The sequence below is a fragment of the Phyllobacterium sp. SB3 genome, from assembly GCF_040009165.1.
Classification (GTDB): Bacteria; Pseudomonadota; Alphaproteobacteria; order Rhizobiales; family Rhizobiaceae; genus Phyllobacterium.
On record NZ_JBDYKI010000006.1, the window covers coordinates 61,676 to 81,451 of the forward strand.

18 protein-coding genes and 3 pseudogenes are annotated in these 19,776 nt (G+C 53.5%); 17 read left to right on the forward strand and 4 right to left on the reverse strand.

The window, feature by feature from the left end; genetic code table 11:
* Positions 1 to 2: 2 nt before the first annotated feature.
* From ABKW30_RS21060 to ABKW30_RS21105, 10 genes are all read left to right on the forward strand, one after another.
* Entirely contained in the window at positions 3 to 920 is a 918-nt protein-coding gene (locus ABKW30_RS21060; protein WP_348600890.1) for a sugar ABC transporter permease, read from the forward strand.
* A complete protein-coding gene (locus tag ABKW30_RS21065; RefSeq protein WP_348600891.1) occupies positions 920 to 1,750 on the forward strand; it encodes a carbohydrate ABC transporter permease in 831 nt (276 codons plus the stop codon). The genes ABKW30_RS21060 and ABKW30_RS21065 overlap by 1 nt, the downstream gene beginning before the upstream one ends.
* Positions 1,751 to 1,786: 36 nt before the next feature.
* On the forward strand, positions 1,787 to 3,274 hold the full coding sequence (locus ABKW30_RS21070) for a sulfatase (protein WP_348600892.1): 1,488 nt from the start codon (positions 1,787 to 1,789) through the stop codon (positions 3,272 to 3,274).
* A gap of 131 nt (positions 3,275 to 3,405) precedes the next feature.
* Positions 3,406 to 3,852, forward strand: coding sequence for a BA14K family protein (locus tag ABKW30_RS21075; RefSeq protein WP_348600893.1), 447 nt, complete (start codon positions 3,406 to 3,408; stop codon positions 3,850 to 3,852).
* 492 nt (positions 3,853 to 4,344) lie between these two features.
* Entirely contained in the window at positions 4,345 to 5,232 is an 888-nt protein-coding gene (locus ABKW30_RS21080) for an ABC transporter ATP-binding protein (protein ID WP_348600894.1), read from the forward strand.
* Complete coding sequence (locus ABKW30_RS21085) at positions 5,229 to 6,263, forward strand: ABC transporter substrate-binding protein (RefSeq protein ID WP_348600895.1); 1,035 nt, start codon at positions 5,229 to 5,231, stop codon at positions 6,261 to 6,263. The genes ABKW30_RS21080 and ABKW30_RS21085 overlap by 4 nt, the downstream gene beginning before the upstream one ends.
* On the forward strand, positions 6,263 to 7,138 hold the full coding sequence (locus ABKW30_RS21090; RefSeq protein ID WP_348600896.1) for an ABC transporter permease: 876 nt from the start codon (positions 6,263 to 6,265) through the stop codon (positions 7,136 to 7,138). Before ABKW30_RS21085 ends, ABKW30_RS21090 begins: the two co-directional genes overlap by 1 nt.
* A 33-nt stretch (positions 7,139 to 7,171) precedes the next feature.
* Positions 7,172 to 8,512 (forward strand): LLM class flavin-dependent oxidoreductase, encoded by a 1,341-nt coding sequence (locus tag ABKW30_RS21095; RefSeq protein WP_348600897.1) that lies wholly within the window; start codon positions 7,172 to 7,174, stop codon positions 8,510 to 8,512.
* 70 nt (positions 8,513 to 8,582) lie between these two features.
* Positions 8,583 to 8,750, forward strand: a complete 168-nt coding sequence (locus ABKW30_RS21100; protein ID WP_348600898.1) for a hypothetical protein — start codon at positions 8,583 to 8,585, stop codon at positions 8,748 to 8,750.
* Positions 8,751 to 8,924: 174 nt separating this feature from the next.
* On the forward strand, positions 8,925 to 9,767 hold the full coding sequence (locus ABKW30_RS21105) for an aldo/keto reductase (protein WP_348600899.1): 843 nt from the start codon (positions 8,925 to 8,927) through the stop codon (positions 9,765 to 9,767).
* A 238-nt stretch (positions 9,768 to 10,005) separates the two neighbouring features.
* Here ABKW30_RS21105 and ABKW30_RS21110 read toward each other — a convergent pair whose 3' ends face one another.
* A complete protein-coding gene (locus ABKW30_RS21110) occupies positions 10,006 to 10,197 on the reverse strand; it encodes a hypothetical protein (protein WP_348600900.1) in 192 nt (63 codons plus the stop codon).
* A gap of 407 nt (positions 10,198 to 10,604) precedes the next feature.
* On the opposite strand from ABKW30_RS21110, the gene ABKW30_RS21115 reads away from it, so the two are divergent.
* From ABKW30_RS21115 to ABKW30_RS21135, 5 genes and pseudogenes are all read left to right on the forward strand, one after another.
* Entirely contained in the window at positions 10,605 to 11,075 is a 471-nt protein-coding gene (locus tag ABKW30_RS21115; protein ID WP_348600901.1) for a mobile mystery protein A, read from the forward strand.
* Positions 11,072 to 11,665, forward strand: coding sequence for a mobile mystery protein B (locus ABKW30_RS21120; protein ID WP_348600903.1), 594 nt, complete (start codon positions 11,072 to 11,074; stop codon positions 11,663 to 11,665). Before ABKW30_RS21115 ends, ABKW30_RS21120 begins: the two co-directional genes overlap by 4 nt.
* 411 nt (positions 11,666 to 12,076) lie before the next feature.
* Positions 12,077 to 13,144: an IS110 family transposase gene (locus tag ABKW30_RS21125; protein ID WP_348600904.1), complete on the forward strand. Its 1,068-nt coding sequence runs from the start codon at positions 12,077 to 12,079 to the stop codon at positions 13,142 to 13,144.
* A 223-nt stretch (positions 13,145 to 13,367) separates the two neighbouring features.
* Positions 13,368 to 14,390 (forward strand): annotated as a pseudogene (locus tag ABKW30_RS21130) (IS110 family transposase); the annotation flags it as partial.
* 27 nt (positions 14,391 to 14,417) lie between these two features.
* Positions 14,418 to 14,669 (forward strand): annotated as a pseudogene (locus ABKW30_RS21135) (GntR family transcriptional regulator); the annotation flags it as partial.
* Positions 14,670 to 14,706: 37 nt separating this feature from the next.
* Here the strand turns inward: ABKW30_RS21135 and ABKW30_RS21140 are convergent.
* From ABKW30_RS21140 to ABKW30_RS21150, 3 genes and pseudogenes are all read right to left on the reverse strand, one after another.
* Positions 14,707 to 15,152 (reverse strand): annotated as a pseudogene (locus tag ABKW30_RS21140) (transposase); the annotation flags it as partial.
* Between the two features lie 113 nt (positions 15,153 to 15,265).
* Complete coding sequence (locus ABKW30_RS21145; RefSeq protein ID WP_348600905.1) at positions 15,266 to 15,796, reverse strand: GNAT family N-acetyltransferase; 531 nt, start codon at positions 15,794 to 15,796, stop codon at positions 15,266 to 15,268.
* 2 nt (positions 15,797 to 15,798) lie between these two features.
* Positions 15,799 to 16,074 (reverse strand): DUF1778 domain-containing protein, encoded by a 276-nt coding sequence (locus ABKW30_RS21150; RefSeq protein WP_348600906.1) that lies wholly within the window; start codon positions 16,072 to 16,074, stop codon positions 15,799 to 15,801.
* A 1,442-nt stretch (positions 16,075 to 17,516) separates the two neighbouring features.
* On the opposite strand from ABKW30_RS21150, the gene ABKW30_RS21155 reads away from it, so the two are divergent.
* Together ABKW30_RS21155 and ABKW30_RS21160 are read left to right on the forward strand one after the other, a co-directional pair.
* On the forward strand, positions 17,517 to 18,737 hold the full coding sequence (locus ABKW30_RS21155) for an MHYT domain-containing protein (RefSeq protein WP_348601104.1): 1,221 nt from the start codon (positions 17,517 to 17,519) through the stop codon (positions 18,735 to 18,737).
* Between the two features lie 173 nt (positions 18,738 to 18,910).
* Entirely contained in the window at positions 18,911 to 19,774 is an 864-nt protein-coding gene (locus tag ABKW30_RS21160; RefSeq protein WP_348600907.1) for a xanthine dehydrogenase family protein subunit M, read from the forward strand.
* The last annotated feature ends 2 nt before the right edge of the window (positions 19,775 to 19,776 follow it).

A 19,776-nucleotide genomic window follows, 5' to 3' on the forward strand; every position in this document is an offset into this window, starting at 1 on the left:
TGATGGCTACGCCAGTTCCGTCCACAAATCGTCAGCGGCCGGTTTCGGATTTTATCGACCGCCACTTTCTTTGGCTTGCGCTTGCTCCGGCAGCACTTTTCCTGATCGCGCTCACTGTTTACCCGTTTGTCAGTCTTGTCTGGATGTCACTTTCGACGATCACCTTTGATCGTGCTGCCGAGATTTGGCAATTCACCCCTTTGGCGAATTTTCGCGAGCTGGTCGATGATGATCTTTTCAGGATTGCCTTGTGGAATACGGTCAGGTTTGCGGTGGCAGGCGTTATTGCTGAAGTCGTATTAGGGCTGGCCCTTGCTATCCTGGTATCTTCGGTAGGAAGACTGAAAGGCATTCTGCGCACAATACTCATAATACCGATCCTTATGCCTCCCGTCGCAATCGGCTCGATGTGGAAACTGATGTACAGTCTGGACTTCGGGGTCTTGAACCAGGCCATCACTGCGCTTGGTCTGGCACCGGTCAACTGGCTGGGATCGACATCGCTCGCGCTGATATCGGTCATTATCGTAGATATCTGGCACTGGACGCCGTTCGTTTTCCTGATCCTGTTTGCCGCCGTCGAAGCAATCCCTGCGGATATTATGGAAGCTGCACGCATGGACGGTGCACGCAATCGGTCTGTTGTTTTCCGGATTATCATCCCTTTGGTGTGGCCGACGATAATCGTTGCGCTCTTCTTCCGTGCGATCCTGGCATTCAAGGTGTTCGACCAGATATTCCTTTTAACCTCCGGTGGTCCGGGGACATCAACGGAAGTGGTCAGTCTTCACCTTTACAAAGTCTATTTCCAGCAGAATGAACTCGGTTACGGGTCGATGTTATCTCTCGCCATTATCGCCGCTACGGTTTCCTTTTTATGGGTAAGCCATCGCGCCAGCCGTATGCTGGAAGCACGCTGATGCTGGATCTTCGAGGTTCAAACAAGGTGATCGGGTTCGCTTTTTTGGGCCTGGGTGTGTTCATAATTATCTTTCCGTTCTTTTGGGTTTTCCTTCAGTCTCTCAAATACGAGATCAACATATTGCAGGGGTCGTGGGTCTTTGAACCGACGGCCTTCAACTACTCCGATGTTCTTTATTCCAGGCGTTCGGACTTTCCCTCCAATCTGTGGAACAGTCTGGTCGTTGCAACGGCATCGACCATGGGCGTGCTCCTGATTGGCACACTCGCAGCATATTCACTCGTACATTTCAAATCGAGGGCGCTGATCACAAGGATCTTCCTTGGATGGACTTTGATCTTCAACATGATCCCGCCGCTGACGCTGGTTGGCCCATGGTATCTGATTTTCAGAAACGTTGGACTTTCCGAAACACTGAGCGCTGTTGTCCTTACGCATATCGCCCTTAATCTTCCGATGACGATCTGGATGATGATGGTCTATTTCAGGGAGATTCCCCGGGAGATCGAAGAGGCTGCGCTCATCGATGGCTGCCGAAGGCACGACATCTTCCTGAGAATAGCCTTGCCGCTGGCCGTGCCAGGTTTGATCGCCGCGGGTGTACTGGCCTTCGTCTTTTCCTGGAATGAGTTTGCGGTCGCCCTTACGCTGACAGGTCGTCACACGGCTACTGTTCCGGTGGCAATTTCCCGGTTCGCCCAGCAGTATGAAGTACAGTATGGCCAGATGGCCGCGGCCTCCATCCTGTCGACTGTTCCGGCTTTGGTCATGATGTTCTTCGGACAACGCTTCATCGTGCGAGGTCTCACCGCCGGGGCAGTCAAATAGTCCTGGTCTTTGTCGGAAAGAATTGGCAGGTATGCTTTGAAAACCGTATTCGTTCTCTTTGACTCCCTCAACCGGCACATGCTTGGGGCCTATGGCGGTACCCGGATACCAACACCCAATTTTGACAGGTTGGCCGCTCGCACAAGTGTCTATGAGAAACACTACGTCGGTTCGCTGCCTTGCATGCCTGCAAGGCGTGATCTCCTGACCGGTCGCCTCACATTCCTGCACCGCAGCTGGGGTCCCCTCGAACCGTTCGACAACGCCTTTCCGGAATTGCTGAAGACAAAGGGAGTGCACTCGCACCTCATTACCGACCATTACCACTATTGGGAGGATGGCGGCGCGACATACCACAACCGCTACAGCACGTTCGACTTTATTCGCGGCCAGGAAAGCGATCCCTGGAAGGCGATGGTACAACCGCATTGGGAACGACTACGTGAAAAGTATCATCACAATCAGACAGCCAGCGGTCCGATCAGCAAATACAACCCTTACATGATCAATCGCGAATTCATCAAAAGGGAAGAGGACTTCCCGTCGGTCCAGTGCTTTGCACGCGGACTAGAGTTCCTTGATCTCAATCGAGACGCCGATAATTGGTTACTGCAGATTGAAACCTTCGATCCGCATGAGCCTTTTTTCGCGCCGGAGCGGTTCAAGGAACCCTTCAAGACCGCGTGGAATGGTCCCATCCGTGACTGGCCGAGATATGGCCGCCTGGATGAATTGCCGGAGGAAGCGGATGAGCTGCGTGCGAACTATTACGCGATTGTCTCTCTTTGCGATTTCCTGTTGGGCCAGCTGCTTGATTATTTTGATGAAAATAATCTTTGGAAGGATACCGCACTCGTTGTCACGACGGATCACGGGTTCCTGCTTGGAGAGCATGATTTTTGGGCCAAGAACCGCATGAACATGTACGAGGAGATCGTGCATATTCCGCTTTTCGTCCACGATCCCCGTAACCCCGGTGCACGCCGGATAACGCGCCTGACCCAGGCGATCGATGTGGCTCCGACTTTCCTCGACCTTTATGGAGTTGAGCCACCGTCAGAAATACAGGGTAGCTCCCTGCTTCTTCAACAAGACACGGAAGCACTGTTGTTCGGATATTTTGGAGGTGCCGTGAATGTGACGGACGGACACTTTACGTATCACAGGTTCCCGATTGACATCGAAACGCAGGAAATTTTTCAGTACACGCTGATGCCTGCCCACATAACGCAACCGTTTACCCCTGAGGAGCTTGCTGCGTCGACGTTGTCCCCTCCGTTCGGCTGGACGAAAAGCGCTCCGCTCTTGAAAGTACCGGTTACGAAGCGCTCCCCTATGTACGCAAACTATGGTCCAGGAGCGCTGCTGGAAAAAGAGAACCGTCTCTATGACCTGCACATTGATCCGGGCCAGAATACACCGTTGAAAGACCTCGTAACAGAACGGGACATGATCCGCCACATGCAAAAGCTGATGAGGGCAAATGAAGCCCCTCCGGAAGCATTCGAGCGACTGGACATCTAGCTCTGTGTCAGCCGGCCTCATCGATCAAGCCAGGCACATGTGATCGTACCTGGTCGTGGTGGAGAGGAGCTTGGGTTCAGCACGTCTTTGTGATGGCAAGCGCAGGAACGAATACGGCGGTACGATGTTCAATGACTGACGCACTTTCAAAAGGAAATACGATGAAATTTCTCGCCATCATTCTGCTTTCGATAACGACAGCATTCTCAAGTTATACACCGGCGCTTGCTCTTCCCATGAACGGTTCGGGCCTTCAAAATCAAAAGTCAACCAATCTGTTCGAAATACGTGATCGTCGCGAATTCCGTCGCAATAATAATCGGCGTGCAGACCGTCATCACAAGAGATGGAGAGGCGATCGAGATCACCGGCGATATGGACGTGACCGGCGTCACCGTAATAATGCCGGCGCAATTATTGGCGGGCTGGCAGCAGGCGCGATTATTGGAGGAGTTTTGAGCTCGCAAGCAAATTCAAATAACTCCCACGTGCAAAATTGCTATGACCGTTATCGTTCATATCGAGCTTCAGACAACACATATCAGCCAACAAACGGACCGCGCCGTCAGTGTAATTAGAGAACCGGCTTCCGGAACAGTTTACAGCTATCATAAGCCGTTTTAGCGGGCAGTTTGCGATCGGGCCTTTCCTCGCCCGATCAGGCTGTCGAGTATTTTCATGCTGTCTGGTGTTGCCCGGCCGGAGATGGTTATCCAGCTATCCCAAAGCCGTCGCGGAGACATGCAGTTTTTCAGGCCCCCGAGGGCTGCTTTCATTGCAGTCAGCGCTATCGGACTGCTTGCAGTTTTATAATTCCTTCGATTGGCACCCGATGCCGGAACAAAAATATCCCCATCACGATAACCTGTTGGTCAGGGTGACCGGCCAACATCACTCATCCTGGCGTCCTGGCTTAAGCACGACGCAATATTGAATGCCCGCTACCCCCTTCCAGGCGAGCAGTATTTCTTCATTCAAGATGAAATTTAGAACCAACATGCTATCCAAACCCTACAGAATGGGTCGAGTATACATCCCGTCAAATACTTGTGGAAAGTGGAGCGCAGAAGATGCCTTTGGAAGCGGTTGCCCGACATGTTCCCAAGATCGAAGTTCGGATTGGGCAGCACAGTTTTCCCGTCAGAAACTCCAAATCCGGGTTAATTGAGGAGTTCACCGCGATACAGGACCTGCATCTGAAAGTTCAGGCAGGCGAGTTCCTGACCATCGTTGGCCCTAGTGGTTGTGGTAAAACAACGCTGCTGGATATCATGGCTGGACTTTCCACAGTTACTGACGGCTACGTTAGTATCGATGGCGTCAAATCCAGGGGCCCCAGCCTCTCACGCGGTATCGTATTTCAGCAGTATGCACTCCTGCCGTGGCGAACAGCCTTGGCTAACGTAGAATTTTCCCTTGAAGCCAAAGGCGGATTGAGCCGAAGCGAACGGCAAAGCCGAGCGCTTGCTTGCCTTTCCCTGGTCGGGTTGGATGGCTTTGAAACACGGTATCCGCATGAATTGTCTGGCGGCATGAAGCAGCGCGTTGCTATCGCCCGCAGTCTTGTTTACGAGCCCGACATTTTACTGATGGATGAGCCGTTTGGTGCACTCGATGCCCAAACAAGAGAACTCTTGCAAGATGAGTTGGTGGACCTGTGGAAGCGCACAGGCAAGACCATTGTATTCATAACTCATTCTATCGACGAGGCAGTGCGGCTCGGAGAGCGTGTCGCAGTCATGCGTTCCAAACCAGGTAGCATCGAGACAGTCATTGATATCGATTTGCCGCAAATCGTTTCAGGCAATGAAGTCCGTGCTCACCCAAGTTTTTCGAAGTACCGGAATGACATCTGGTCGCTGCTGCGTACTGACGATGCGAAATCTGAACACGTACGAAATCCAATCCCGATGCGGCGTCAGTCCGTGTCTCAATCGACGAGGAGTTTCATCCAATGATCTTGCAGCGACTTATCGGTTATTGTGCACTGATACTGATAACCACCATCGCGACTTATCCCGTTCTGGCTGAGAACCAGATTGGATTGGAGGTCGAATCCATTCGCTATCAGTCAAGTACGGGTTCTGACATCAGCCCATTGGAGTTGGCAGACGCCCTGGGCTATTTGAAGCCCCTGAAATTGGAGCGGGTAGGGGACGTTCAGGGAGGTCCGGCTGCCCTTCAGGCAACGGCTACCGGACAAAGTGATATTGCCGCAGCGTTCAATGGCGCTGTTCTAAATATCGTGGCGGCGGGAGCGCCGCTTACTGCAGTGGTCAGTTGGCGGGGGACGAACGAACTGACTACTCCGGGTCTGTATGCCCTTGATAACGGAGAGATCAACTCCGCCCGGGATCTCATAGGCAAGAAAATCGGCGTCAATACACTGGGGGCAAACCAGGAGGCGGTAGCCGATATATATCTTGCCAAAGGTGGCTTGACTCAAGACGAAATAAAACAGGTTACCTTTGTACCGCTGCCTACGCCCAACGTTGAGCAGTCGCTGCGCAACAAGCAGATAAGCGCTGCCAGTTTGGGCTTCACATTTCGCGACGCCGCTTTGGCGCGCGGAGGCATCAAGGCTCTTACCCGAAACGTCGATCTCATCGGTGTCTATAGCGACAATACCGGGGTAATGCGCAATGACTTCGTAGCGAAGAATCCAAACGCAACCCGACATCTCGTTGCCGGTATCGCGAAGGCGATAGCCTGGACGCAGGAGCGCGAAAAGAACAGGCGTGAAGAAGTCATTGACGTCTACACCAAATATCTTGAGCGCGAAGGCCGCGGGGGGCAGGCAGCGCCGCTGAAGTACTGGCAAAGCCTTGGCATCGCCACGGAAGGCGGCTGGATAAAAAAGAGCGATTTCGAAATGTGGGTTGCCTGGTTGGACTCTCGTGGTGAAGTGGATGCAAAATCCATAGACCTGTCCAAAATCTACACTAACCAGTTCAATCCCTATTCTGCCGAAGGAAAGGGAACCCAATAATGTCCGTTGGTACCTACGATCACGCGCGAACAACGCGATCTGCTTTGAAAACAGGTAAATCCGTACGCTCGTTACCCAGGCTGGACAACGCATTGCGGCAAAGCAAACTCGGCAAGAGCGTTTTATCTTCTGTCTGGCGATCTGCATCGCTTGTTGCAGTATTCGCTACATGGGAGTTTCTGCCGCGCTTCGGGCTCGTCGATCAAGTCTGGTTCCCACCGTTGAGCCAGGTGATTGCAGTGATATGGCAAATGCTTCTCAGCGGAGAGCTGCAAAGCCATATTCTCGGGAGCCTGTCCCGCTCCGTGACAGGTTTTGCGCTGGCTGTTCTCCTTGCTGTTCCGCTTGGTCTCTCCATTGGCTGGTATCCGCATGTGCGGTCATTTCTAACTCCCGCACTCGAGTTCTTCAGAAACACCTCGGCGCTGGCACTGCTTCCGGTCTTCATCCTGTTCCTCGGAATAGGAGAGTCATCCAAAATCGGAATTGTCATGTTCGCTTGCTTCTTTCCTATCCTGCTTAACACGATTAGCGGTGTTGTCACGGTAGACCCTCTTCTCATCAAATCGGCGAGATCCCTCAATCTTCCAGCGCACAAAATATTTTTGAAGATTGTTTTGCCATCATCGGTTCCGTCTGTCTTTACAGGCTTTCGGCTCGCGGCCCAAAGTTCAATTCTGGTTCTGATTGCAGCCGAAATGGTCGGGGCAACCCGGGGCCTCGGCTATTTAATAAACTACGCCCAGTTTAACTTTCTAATCCCCAAAATGTACGCAGGGATATTGACGATCGCTTGCCTGGGTCTGGCAATAAACTACCTGCTGGTCTGGTCCGAGCGTCGGTTATCGCGCTGGCGGATTCCCGTTTCCGGCTAATCAACGACATCCTCAACCCAGAAAGGAATGAAAATGGCCAAGCGTCCAAGACAGCTGCATTTCAATGCTCATGTATCGACCGGAGGCAATCATGAGGGAGCGTGGCGACATCCCAAATCCGACAAGGTTGAACTGACAACGCTTGCCTATCAAAAGAAAGTTGCAGCTATCGCTGAACGGGGAAAGCTTGACGCGGTATTTTACGGAGACTCGCCGTCGCTGTCTTCAAATGTCAAGCTGCGGCCGGTAGAACAATTCGACCCCATTGCCTTGCACGGCGCACTCAGTGCCGTGACAACTCATATTGGCCTGGCCGCAACAGTGTCCACTTCCTTCAACGAGCCCTACAATGTCGCTCGAAAGATTGCTTCGCTCGACCGGCTGAGCGGTGGCCGTGTGGGCTGGAATATAGTGACAACCAGCAGTGCTGATGCCGCACGCAACTTTGGACTTGACGATGTAACCGCGCACCAGGAGCGTTACCGTCGAGCCGAGGAATTCGTGCAGGTGGTCAAAAAGCTGTGGGGATCATGGGAAGAGGATGCCATTCTGCACGACCGCGACAAAGGCATTTATGTCGATCCTGAGAAAATCCACAAGATCCTGCACGATGGGGAATTCTTCAAGGTGCAGGGACCGCTTAACGTACCGCCATCACCGCAAGGACGCCCTGTGCTTATTCAGGCTGGCTCATCTGATACCGGGGTCGACTTCGCTGCGCGCCATGCCGAGATTGTGTTCACTGCGCAACGAACCCTTCAGGAGGGGCAGGCCTTTTACAACAAGTTGAAAAAGAAAATTGCCGAGAATGGCCGTGATCCTGAAGAGGTGAAAATAGTCGTTGGACTCAGCCCTGTAATCGGCAGCACCGAAGCGGAGGCCAAACGACTGGCCCAGGAACTCGATGAACTCCTCAATCCGGAATACGGACTGAGGCAACTGGCCAATGTTAGCGGTGTCGATTTGACTTCGTTTCCCCTCGACGGACCCTTTCCATTTGGCGCTTTCCCGGATGTGACGACCATTGAAGGACACCGCAGCCGATCTGCTTTGGTGCTTGAGTTGGCTCGTCGCGAGAATCTGACCCTTCGGGGCGTTCTGCAACGTTTGGCTGGCGCCAGGGGTCATCAAACAATTGTTGGCAGTGCGGAGCAGGTAGCGGATCGAATTGAAAACTGGTTCAATCACCGTGCCGCGGATGGTTTCAACTTTATGCCTGCATATCTTCCCGGAGGACTTGAGGACTTCGTGGACGAGGTCATTCCGATCTTGCAGAAACGTGGCCTGTTCCGTCGAGAATACGAAGGATCAACATTGCGAGATCATTATGACCTCCAACGCCCGGAAGCTGCATCAAAACGGATAGCAGCCTGAACCGGATACGGCCCCGTTCAGTGCCAAGGGCCCTTCAGTTCTTCATGAAGGGCCTTATGGGTACAATCTGATGTTTCCGCTGCTTCCTAAAGACCGGTTGAATTTCATTGACAAGGTGGTTCCGGAATTTCAGAGGCGTGGGCTGTTCAGGGCAGAGTACGAATCGGGCACGCTACGTGACCGTCCGGAGCTGGCACGTCCGGAAAATTCCTTCTCCCGTCCGCCCGTCGCTGGCTGACTGATTGTAACCCGGCGTTGAGAATGATTACCGGGCAATTCAATACTGGAACGCAATACAATCTGAACTGTGTCGCTGCCGCAATCATCGAGTTGTTCTGTTTGGTTCAACGGCGAGGTGATATGGATCAAAGATTGCTGTAGGATCGTGTCTTTCTGGCAAGAGTGATGCATTATGAAAAATATACCCACAATCAAGCTGTCCTCCGGGTTCAATGTACCCAACCTCGGACAGGGTACATGGTATATGGGCGAAGATGCCCGGGACCGACGCGCGGAAGCAGACGCTTTGAGAGTTGGAATTGATCTCGGAATGAGCCTTATCGACACGGCAGAAATGTATGCGAGCGGCGGCGCTGAAGAAGTCGTGGCGCAAGCAATACAAGGACAGCGCAACAATGTCTTTTTAGTCAGCAAGGTTTTACCATCCAATGCCTCGACCGATGGCACCATAAAAGCCTGCGAGGAAAGCCTTCGCCGGTTGCAGACCGATGTCATTGATCTCTATCTTTTGCATTGGCGCGGCGGCTATCCCCTGGATGAAACAGTCGCTGCCTTTGAAGCGTTGATCAAAGCGGGCAAAATCCGCAGCTGGGGCGTAAGTAACTTCGATGTTGATGACATGGAAGAACTGGCGACCGTCGCAGGAGGTTCCGCTGTTGGCGTCAACCAAGTTCTCTACAACCTGAAACGGCGGGGCCCCGAGCTGGCATTGATGCCATGGTGCTCAGCGCGAAATATTCCCATAATGGCTTACTCGCCAATCGAGCAGGGGAGATTGTTGAACTCCCCGGCGTTAGCGAGCATAGCGCGGGAGCTGGAAACAACTGCAGCGTCCGTGGCGCTTGCATGGGTGTTAAACCAAAAGGGCGTCATCGCCATTCCAAAATCCAGTAACCCGGACCACATTCGCCACAACCGGAACGCCGCAGATATTAAATTGACATCAAGCCAGCTGGATGCGCTGAACAACGCGTTCGAGCCTCCCGATCGTATTTTACCGCTGGAAATGCTGTGACCTTATTTTCAACGCGTAACTACAAACCATTCAGCACGTTACAACACGAATGCATTTGACGAACAGCAGAAACAGCGGGCCATTGCTTCATTCGCGCGACATTCAGCTTTTTTAAACTATTTCTTTGAACGCGCGGAAAGAACTGAAGCTGAGAAGATCGGATGTTCGTATTGCATACGCCTTTTTAAGTCGATTGGGGTCGTAAAAACGCTGAGTTTATTATCTCACAAGCTGGCAATCAGTTTCGGGAAGGGTCGCTTTCAGCGCTTGTCACGGATGCCCCTTCGAACTTATTGCGTGTTTTGTCCGGCCCAAACTGAGCTCCGGTTGTCTGGCCCGAGGATTTATGCCTGTCTATGCTGCGTTCCCGCGTGACAGCAATCGCGGCCAGGATTCCAACATCGCGGATACCCTGGTCGAAGAAAGTCATGACTGTTCGTGCAAGCCGGTCGCTGTGTTCGTGATTCTTGTGATGGCGTCTAAGCGAGTGCGATACCAGCATGTGTGCTTCGTGCATAAGCAACCAGTCTTCGGAGGTATATTGTGTAGCTTTGCGTCGGCGCAATTCTGCGAACTCTGAAATTGACTGACTGCAAGGATGTGTTTTTGATCGACGCTCGGAATGACAACAAGCCTTCCGGCTCGAAAGCATAGCAACTGGAGTTCCAGTTCTGCACTATGTGAGTCTCACTTGCAGATATCGCCCATGCCGGAGCAGCGTCAATGTACCTATTGACAAAAAACCGGAGCAGTAAACCAATATATTGACATTAAGCGATATTTTGTATAGAAAAATATTGACTATAAGACAATATTGTCAATATATTGGTTTACATAATGAACGTAAAAGCAACTGCAGCCAGGCAATATCGAGCGATCGTCGATCGCGCCGCCGTATCGATCGGGAAGCAGGCAAACCTGCCAGGTGAGGGGTGGATTGCAACTGCTCGCAAAGCACTCGGCATGTCTGCTGCGCAACTCGCGCGCCGGCTTGGTGTCACGCGCTCTCGCATTTCGCAAGCCGAACAGGCGGAACTTTCCGGGGGCGTGACGCTAAAGACGATGCACGCGACCGCACAGGCAATGGGATGCCGCTTTGTCTATGCGATTGTGCCAATTGACGGGCGCATCGAGGACATAATCGTGGCGCAGGCCCGCAAAAAAGCTCAAGCTCTCGTCGGGAAGGCAAGCGGCCATATGGCGCTGGAACTCCAGTCCTTGCCGGAGGAGAAAAACAGGGCCGAGGTGGAGAGGATCACCGATGACCTTGTCCGCACCATGTCGGCCGATTTCTGGACTAGTAAATGATTGTCGTCGCAGACGAACCCGACCGCGCAACGCCACTTCATCCAGATGAGTTGGACGGACTAAGATTCAAGCACATCACAACGCGGGGTGAATTGGACGAACTGGAACAGGTCAATATCGAAAGCGGTCTTGCCTGGCTCAACCGACGCCGCAAGACGGACATGCTGACGGAGCAGTTCATGCGAACGCTTCACCGTCAGATGTTCGGTGACGTATGGAAATGGGCGGGCCAGTTTCGCCAAACCGAAAAAAATATCGGGATTGATCCAGTTCAGATCGCAGTACAGCTTAAGATGCTGCTTGATGATGCTCGTTATTGGGCTGACAATCACACATTTGCGCCCCTGGAAGCAAGTGCTCGCTTTCACCATCGGCTAGTCCAGATCCACCCTTTTGCAAACGGAAATGGTCGGCATGCCCGGATTGCCGCCGACACTTACATAGCGGACCGTTTTGAACATGCACCAATCGACTGGACGGCTGGTCACGATCTTCAACACACCAACGATCGCCGCAATGCCTATATCGCAGCACTAAGAGCTGCTGACGCGGGCAATTACGAACCGCTGCTTGCATTCGTGAGTGCGTAGGCGGAAAGCGTCATAAACAGTCTGCCTCTAGACATGCCGGTGTAGCGTAGTTGAGTCTGACGCCAACGCTTGTGCCGTCGTGGTTTGAGGCATTGTAGACATTCAGGCTACAATCTGAATTGATAGAAAATCGGCCATTATCGGCATTTTCAAACATGGGTAATCGCGGCGCGATCGTCCCAGGTCAGTTATGCAATGATGGCTGGTAATGGTGGTTGCCCCCGATAAGATGGAAATACGGGCTCACGATTAGCACCGGGCCCAAACATCAAACGGAGATGGCATGAAAGAGGCGGCGCCCGTTGAGAGAACGGATTACTGAGATGCAAATCATGATCGAGGGACAGCCACACCTCCAGCTTCGGCTTATCCTGTTGGGGTTTTGCAGATCTCAACAAGGGAGTTGGAAGCATGACTGCCTGTTATGATTACCATATCGGCGTCGACTACCACAAATCTTACAGCCACCTGGTGATTCAGGACAGCAGCGGCAAGACGCTCCGATCCGGCCGGGTGAAGAACGACCGCCAGTCGCTGGGCGGGTTCCTGGAACGGTATCGCGAGAACTCGCATTCTGTTGTCGAGGCAACGCGCAACTGGATGGTGATGTACGACTGGCTCGACGACATTTGTGATGATGTCGTTCTCGCCCATCCGTTGAAGGTCAAGGCGATCGCCGACGCCAGGATCAAGACCGACAAGATCGATGCCACGGTGCTGGCGCATCTGCTGCGGGCTGATCTGGTGCCGGAAGCCCGGGCACCAACCGAGAGGTCGCGAGACCTTCGCGTCGCGCTGCGTGAGCGGATGTTTTACGTGCGGTTGCGCACGATGACGAAGAACCGGATCGTCACGGTGTTTGATCGTTATCCGGAGCAGACAGCACAGTTGAAGAATCTCGGCGATCTGTTCGGCAAGGCCGGCCGCATCCAGCTTGCCGAAGTGAACGTCTCGGACATTGACCGTATCCAGATCGATCGCGGCCTCGAGTTCATCGGCGACATCAATGAATGGATCAAGCAGTCGGAATCAACGATCCGGGCGATGACAAAAGCCAACACCAATGTGAAGCGGTTGAAGACGATCCCCGGCATCGGCAAGTTCGTCGCCCGATTGATCGATGCGGAGATTAACGACGTCAGCCGCTTCCGCAATGCAAAAAAGCTTGCCGCCTATGCCGGGCTTGTGCCCTCGACTTATTCCTCCGGCGGCAAGTCCTGGCATGGCAAGATCATCAAGCAAGGCAACAAGTGGCTGCGCTGGGCTTTCGTGGAAGCTGTCGCGCCGGCCATCGCTACCGATCCGCAGCTTCGAGCTCAATACGACCAACTGAAGATCAGAGGAACAAACAAGGCGCGGGTTGCCATCACGCGCAAGCTTTTGACGATTGCCTTCCAGATCCTGCGTGACCAGCGCGCTTATGAGCCGCGCGACACCAGCACCACGGAAGGCGCGTCGACGATATCCCGGTTGTCCTGATGGTTGTCTGGCGAGCCCGGCAGGACCGGGCTGCGCTCCAAGGGAGAATGGGGAAGCCGGGAGCCGAACGCCACTCTGTGACCGAAGCCGAGAGGCATCAGGATCACGAACTGGAGAATGGTTCGAGAACCGAAGGACATCTTTGTCCTGCGGAAGTGAGACGTTTAACCGATCGGCCAAAATGCCGGTCAAATAACAACTGAACCCAAGGAAAAGCCCGCAAATGCTGGTGTTTTACCCCTTGTATTCTTTCATTTTAGGCAACCATGTCGAATATATAGGGCTTGATGTTTCATTGAAAGAGACCGCCATCTCGATCCGAAAGGACGGGAGGCGGATCTGGCGCGGCAAGTGCCCCTCTGAGCCAGAAATTTTGGCGCAGATGATCCGCAAACACGCCCCGCACGCCAAGCGCGTTGTATTCGAGACAGGGCCGTTGTCGACATGGTTCTGCGCTAACAGCCGAAGGGGTTCCAGCAATCTGCATCGAAGCGCGGCACCCGCAAAAGGTTCCTGGACGAGACGCTCGACAAGACCGACGCCAATGACGCGGATGGCTTGGCCCATTCAGCCGAAGCTGGGTTCTGCAAGGCCGTCCGGGTGAAGGCTTTCGATAGCATACTGACGCGCACACTGGTGGCGGCTCGCAATCAGCTTTTGACTATCTCGACCCAGCTCAGCAATCAAATCCGGGGCCTGATGAAGACATTCGGTCTTATTGTCCCGAAAGGGAAAGGTCGGATATTTGATGGGAACATCAGGCAATTGCTGCGGTCTGGGAAAGATCATATTGCCTCTGCTCGAGGCATGGCGCGACACACGCAGGCGCGCCGACGATCTTGATCGGCAGTTGCTCGCAGCGGCGCGGGAGAGCCAGGAGACGAAGCTTTTGATGACGATCCCGGGGATCGGCGCCGTCACCGCCATCTCGTATGTCGCAGCGATCGAAGATCCGGAAAACTTCAAAACGTCGCGCTCGGTTGGCGCTTGGCCAGGGCTGACAACGCGGCGGTACCAGTCCGGCGAAGTCGATTATGACGGCCACATCTCACGCAGAGGCGACAACCATCTGCGGGGCTTGCTTTATGAAGCAGCGACGGTACTCCTTACAAGAACCAGTGCCAGAAACGAAAACAGTCTCAGGAGCTGGGGACTTAAACTGCGTTAGCGGCTGGGCTTCAAGCACGCCGCAGTGGCAGTCGCCCGAAAACTCGCCGTTATCATGCATAGCATGCTCAAGACGGGGGAAGTGTTCAACGCATTGGCTGGTGCTACGAAACTGCGGCAGGATCACATCGCGGAGGAATTTGGCGCAAGCCACGTGCCGGTCCGTAAAGCGTTCCGCAAACTGGAAGCATAGGGACTGGCGGTCAGCGAATTCCGCCGCGGTGTGCGCGTCGCTTCCTTTGATCTGAAGGAGGGACTTGCGCTTCGCCACGCTGCCCTACATCTGACGTCCTCAATTCTTGACGCGGCTGAAGAGGCAACTGTTGCCGGGGACAAATCGCGCGACGTGCGCTCCTGGTAGGAGGCAAACCGGCGGTTTCACCGGTTGATCCTTGCCATTGGCCAACGCCGTAAATCTTCATTCCAGTGCTATCAACGATAACATGAAGGGGCTCATTGTCTGCGTTCACCTTGTCATGACGCGTTGCCTCGCAAACCACGAGTTTAGTACAGCGTCGGCTTAGTGTCGTATGATCAGGCACAGGCAGATCAATGTTGAGTAACTTCAACAACGACGTCATCAAACCTTCGGTCTGGCGCAAAGGCTGATTGAGAACGATACCGCATATCAGGGTCGTTTCGATGGCCGGATCGGAATAACGCCGTTGGCCCCACGCGTCTTGCGTCGTGGTGCAGACCAGCCAGAAATCGCTACATCGCTGATCCAGAAGGTGATGCTGCCACGCCGACGCAAGCCTGCTTCATACTCTGCCCAATTTGTGACTTTGAACTTCTGCCTGGGTATCCGGTGACGACGAGCTGCATTGTATTTGAAAGGCATGGCCGTGATCCAAAATCAGAACAAGCCCGCAGCTTACAAACCAATTCTATAAGATTATTAAACCCGAAAAGGCATTCGTGCACCAACGTCGCGTTACTCGCCTCGTATGTTCATTACGCTATTTTGTCTTCGGACGGCATCGCTTCCCGCATCGATGCCATTATTCCTTGTGTCGGCAGAAGGAGCGTTCCTTCGATTCCCTTGGCGTCCAAAAAACCAAATTTCCGGTAGAAAGTCTCTGATTCCTTATCAAGGGCATGTACCATCACAGCTCTGAATGCTACTGCTTGGGCAGCTGAAACAACGCTCAAAAGCGCATTTTTGAGAAGCGCCGCCCCCAAACCTTGGCCTTGATGCTTTTCATCGACCGCAAGTCGCGCCAGAAGAGCTACGGGAATCTGGGCTGGTGCTTGTTTCCCCTTTACTTGCCGGGGAGTGTCGTTTCGGCTTATCATTCCCGCACAAAGAGAGTGATAGCCGACGACCTCATTATTTTCGTCGGCGATCACAAACGTTCGTGAATAACCTTGCTGTTGGTTGTAAAGAGCCATGTCACGCAACCAATCATCCAGCATCGGTTTCCCGCTTGAAAAGCCATCTAACATGTGGTCTTCAGCTAAGGGCGCAGGCTTGCGATATGGCACGTTTAGTCAATCCAACCGATATTACTCTTGAAGAGCTTGACCAACTCTTTGTTGGGTTTACCGTCTTTGGAAAGAAGTTCGTTAACATTGTCAAAAACCCTCGCATCGACGCCAATAAAACGTTGATCGAGCAGTTCCTTTTGCGCAGAATAGACGGCAGCCTCAGTCATAAACGCAGTGAGCGATTTGCCACAGATTTCGGCCGCTCTACTGATCGTATCATGAGCATCTGCATCCATGCGCAGATTAATTTTCTCGGTCTTTTTCAAAGCTGACATTTTACACCTCCACCAATCAAATCTATCTCAATTTGAAAGGGATCATTCCTTCTACAGGCTCTGTAGATAGTCTCATGTATGGACAATGTAAAGACAATCTAATAAATTTATCATGTAGACAATGGATGTTTTTGAAAAAAGCTTATTAAAAACAAATGCTTCAAACGAACTCCAACTTTAGGATATGTACGGCACTATTGAGCGCAACGACCTGTATCCTTGGAAAGCCAGCGTGAGTAGATGCTCCCGCGCGCTTCGCAAGCCTCAAACCGACTCGACGCCTCTCTCCATTTAAGGATTTGATCGATTTCCGATTAATGATCAAGCAAGCTTCAACATGTCTCTCTTCATCGTATTGAGCCTGAGAGTAACCAACGGAGCCCGCTCAAATCAAAACGACCATTAGTTCCTCGTTGTTGGCGGTGGCTCGGCACTTTCGTTTCGGCGAAGCGAACGGGCCATCAGAGTTGCCCGCTGTTGAACTCAGAACGTTGCCGTCTTCCACGTAGTCGGACTTCTCGCTCGTAGCCAGGCAAGAACAAGAACTGCTCGAAATCGTACGCTCTTATGACCAACATGGTGGGCAAGGTCGCATAGGCTCGCCACATCGAGGACATTGTTCCATTCATTCGCCTCCCATGGTGTCGGCAAGATGGAATACCTTCAATCGATGAGGCAAAAGCATATCGAACGGGTTTGACCTCGCCTGAGGGAGTCCTGCTCACGGTAATCCCGCGCGAATTAATCGGATTCAAAGTAGAATTTTCTCGGCAGTATGATCGAGGAGATGGCATGAATGGTGGGTGAGCGGCCAAGGGGCCTGATACTGTTATAGTATTGGGTAAGGCGGACAGGTTTCAGGTTGCATCTGCATTTCAGGGCTGTTGACCCTGTCGAGGAGATTACCCGTCGCCTGTTTCCGAACGACCATCTTGGGCCCCGGTGTCGATCTTCATAGCAACAGTTTTGCCGCCTGCCGTCTCGATCCGGATGGTGCGGAAACCTTGGCAACTTATCAGTTGGCGGAAGTTGACCTTGACCATTTCCGCGCGAGCCTGTCACCGGACGATGAAATCGCCGTAGAGGCGACCGGTAACAGTGCCTGGTTCCGCGAGCAGGTGCTCGGCCCGGTCAAGGTATTGAATTATAAAAATGCACACCACACAATCCTCATGGATGCTTTCATGTCTGGGTGGACCGCCCGATTGCAACAGGAAAGCATCGCCGTTCACAGCATCTTCACATCAAAGTATTCCAAGCCTTGTGATTCCGACGCTCACAGGATGCACGAAAGGGCACCGCTTTTGAGTAACGTTTGTCCAGAAGACTGCAACAATCTCAGTCTTTCCAGACCATGCGTTGTCAAGACCCGTCAAGTGCATGTAAAATGCGCCGCAGGGAGAAGGCGCGTCCGGGAGGAAATAGGCGTGCCCATACTTCAGATGTTCGCAGGACATAATCCATATCTCGTTGTGCTGTCGGTGGCCGTAGCTATTCTCGGCGGCTATACAGGCTTTGGCATCGCCACCAGGCTCCGCGGCACGCAGAGTATCAATCGACGCAAACTGCTTGCCTGGGCAGCTGGCTTCCTCGCGATCGGCATCTGGACGATGCATTTCATTGGCATGCTGGCGGCGCCAATTCCTGATGGCGCTACCTATCTCGTTCTTCCAACGATCATTTCGTTCCTTATCTGCGCGTTGGTTGTCGGCATATCCCTGTTCTTTGTCAGCATAGGTGAGCCGTCAGAAGTGCGTGTGACAGCTTCGGCGCTGCTTTTGGGCGTTGGGATCGTGTCGATGCATTATGTCGGCATGCACGGACTGGCAGGTGACTTTCACATAGAGCACAAGCCGGCCATCATATGGCTTGCATCTCTTGTCGCAGTTGGTACCGCTTATGGGGGCTTGAAAATCTTTCTTGCACAACACGTCGGTTCGCGTCTGGCGCTCAGCGCGGTTGCCTTCGGGGTCGCGGTGTCGGGCATGCACTATACAGCCATGTACGGCATGCGCTTCCGGTCTGTTACGGGTTTGCCTCACCATTCGGCGGATGGGCTCTCGGCTTCCCCGCAGGCGCTCGCACTGATCGTGTCTCTCCTTTGTTTTCTCATAATCGCCGGTTTCCTGCTTTTCCTGGTTCCTGAAACGAGGACGCACATTCGCCCCGCGCTTCCTGAAGCTGCCGTGGCCCGGATGTTCGGTCCAACTCTAGCGGCAGAGGAGGTCGACATCGTACCGGGAGCGATCTCGATCAAAGGTCAAAGGCCGCTGCCACTTGCTGGACTGGGTCAACCGCGTCCGGGGCCCGCCCTGCGCATTCCGGTCGAAGGCGCTGATGGCGTGCATTTCGTCGAAACGGCCGATGTTAGAAGCATAAACGCCGACGCACATTATACCATGGTGCACGATGGAACCCGCGAGCGGATGTCACCGTGGTCGATCTCCGAAGCAGAATCCCACCTTGATCCGGCGTTCTTCCTACGCGTCCATCGCAGCCACATTATCGCGATTTCACATGTCGCCTTCGTGCGTAAAGAAGGTGAGGGAGCCGTTGTTGAACTGGATGGGTCAGCGCCGCACCTGGTCCCTGTGAGCCGTGCCAAGTCCGCGGAACTCAGGGCCCGTCTCGGTCTCACGCGCCGACGCGCCCAACAAAGCTGACTGCTGCCAGGTCAGGATTGCTGACACAGTTCGTGTTCAGAAACCCGCCTTTTGTGCACGAATCTGACTTTTGTGAGACTTGTTGAGCGGTCCGCTTGCACAATGCGCCTGGCCTGGACAGCCTCCATCCAACATCCATGCCTGCACGTAGGAAAAAGGATGAAGGAGGAACCATGATACCCGGTCCTTTTACCTATCATCGCCCATCTTCGGTGTCCGACGCCATCAAACTGCTGGTCGACCTTGGGGATGAAGCGCGGCCGCTTGCCGGCGGCCACAGCCTCATTCCGATGATGAAGCTCCGGCTGGCAACACCCGAACATTTGATCGACCTTCAAGGCGTTGACGGACTGAAAGGCATCACCCGCGAAGACGATAATATCGTAATCGGCGCGATGACCACGCAGCACGATCTACTTGCCTCCGAAGTCATTGCCAGCTGGCTGCCCGTCCTGCGCGAAACCGCGCTTCTGATTGCCGATCCGCAAATTCGTTATCGAGGTACGATCGGTGGTAATGTTGCAAACGGCGATCCCGGCAATGACATGCCAGCCCTGATGATGATGCTTGGCGCAAGCTACCGGCTCGAAGGACCTGACGGCGTTCGAAACGAAGCAGCAACCGACTTCTACCAGGGTGCCTATTTCACGTCACTGGAGCCTGGTGAAATCCTGACTGCCGTCTCGGTGCCCGTACCAGCGACGGGTCACGGCTACGCTTACGAGAAATTGAAGCGCAAGATTGGGGACTATGCGACGGCGGCAGCGGCCGTGATTCTGACAATGGAGAGCTGCAAGGTCGTGACCTGCGCGATCGGTCTTACCAATCTTTCGGAAACGCCTTTGCTTGCCGAAAAGGCCGCAGAGGCGGTGATTGGCACCAGCCTCGATGAGGCAGCACTCAGAAATGCAGCGGCACTGGCTGAAGAAATTATGTTGCCGGCCGCCGATGGGCGTGGCCCGATCGAATATCGAAAAAGCGTTGGCGGCATCATGGTCATGCGCGCGTTGAAGCGAGCCGCTGCGAGGGTTGGATGAGG

Coding starts and splice junctions, on each gene's coding strand:
- ABKW30_RS21060 (WP_348600890.1), top strand. CDS start 3: ATGGCTACGCCAGTTCCGTCCACAAATCGTCAGCGGCCGGTTTCGGAT.
- ABKW30_RS21065 (WP_348600891.1), top strand. CDS start 920: ATGCTGGATCTTCGAGGTTCAAACAAGGTGATCGGGTTCGCTTTTTTG.
- ABKW30_RS21075 (WP_348600893.1), top strand. CDS start 3,406: ATGACTGACGCACTTTCAAAAGGAAATACGATGAAATTTCTCGCCATC.
- ABKW30_RS21080 (WP_348600894.1), top strand. CDS start 4,345: ATGCCTTTGGAAGCGGTTGCCCGACATGTTCCCAAGATCGAAGTTCGG.
- ABKW30_RS21085 (WP_348600895.1), top strand. CDS start 5,229: ATGATCTTGCAGCGACTTATCGGTTATTGTGCACTGATACTGATAACC.
- ABKW30_RS21090 (WP_348600896.1), top strand. CDS start 6,263: ATGTCCGTTGGTACCTACGATCACGCGCGAACAACGCGATCTGCTTTG.
- ABKW30_RS21095 (WP_348600897.1), top strand. CDS start 7,172: ATGGCCAAGCGTCCAAGACAGCTGCATTTCAATGCTCATGTATCGACC.
- ABKW30_RS21100 (WP_348600898.1), top strand. CDS start 8,583: ATGTTTCCGCTGCTTCCTAAAGACCGGTTGAATTTCATTGACAAGGTG.
- ABKW30_RS21105 (WP_348600899.1), top strand. CDS start 8,925: ATGAAAAATATACCCACAATCAAGCTGTCCTCCGGGTTCAATGTACCC.
- ABKW30_RS21110 (WP_348600900.1), bottom strand. CDS start 10,197: ATGACTTTCTTCGACCAGGGTATCCGCGATGTTGGAATCCTGGCCGCG.
- ABKW30_RS21115 (WP_348600901.1), top strand. CDS start 10,605: ATGAACGTAAAAGCAACTGCAGCCAGGCAATATCGAGCGATCGTCGAT.
- ABKW30_RS21120 (WP_348600903.1), top strand. CDS start 11,072: ATGATTGTCGTCGCAGACGAACCCGACCGCGCAACGCCACTTCATCCA.
- ABKW30_RS21125 (WP_348600904.1), top strand. CDS start 12,077: ATGACTGCCTGTTATGATTACCATATCGGCGTCGACTACCACAAATCT.
- ABKW30_RS21150 (WP_348600906.1), bottom strand. CDS start 16,074: ATGTCAGCTTTGAAAAAGACCGAGAAAATTAATCTGCGCATGGATGCA.
- ABKW30_RS21155 (WP_348601104.1), top strand. CDS start 17,517: ATGTTCGCAGGACATAATCCATATCTCGTTGTGCTGTCGGTGGCCGTA.
- ABKW30_RS21160 (WP_348600907.1), top strand. CDS start 18,911: ATGATACCCGGTCCTTTTACCTATCATCGCCCATCTTCGGTGTCCGAC.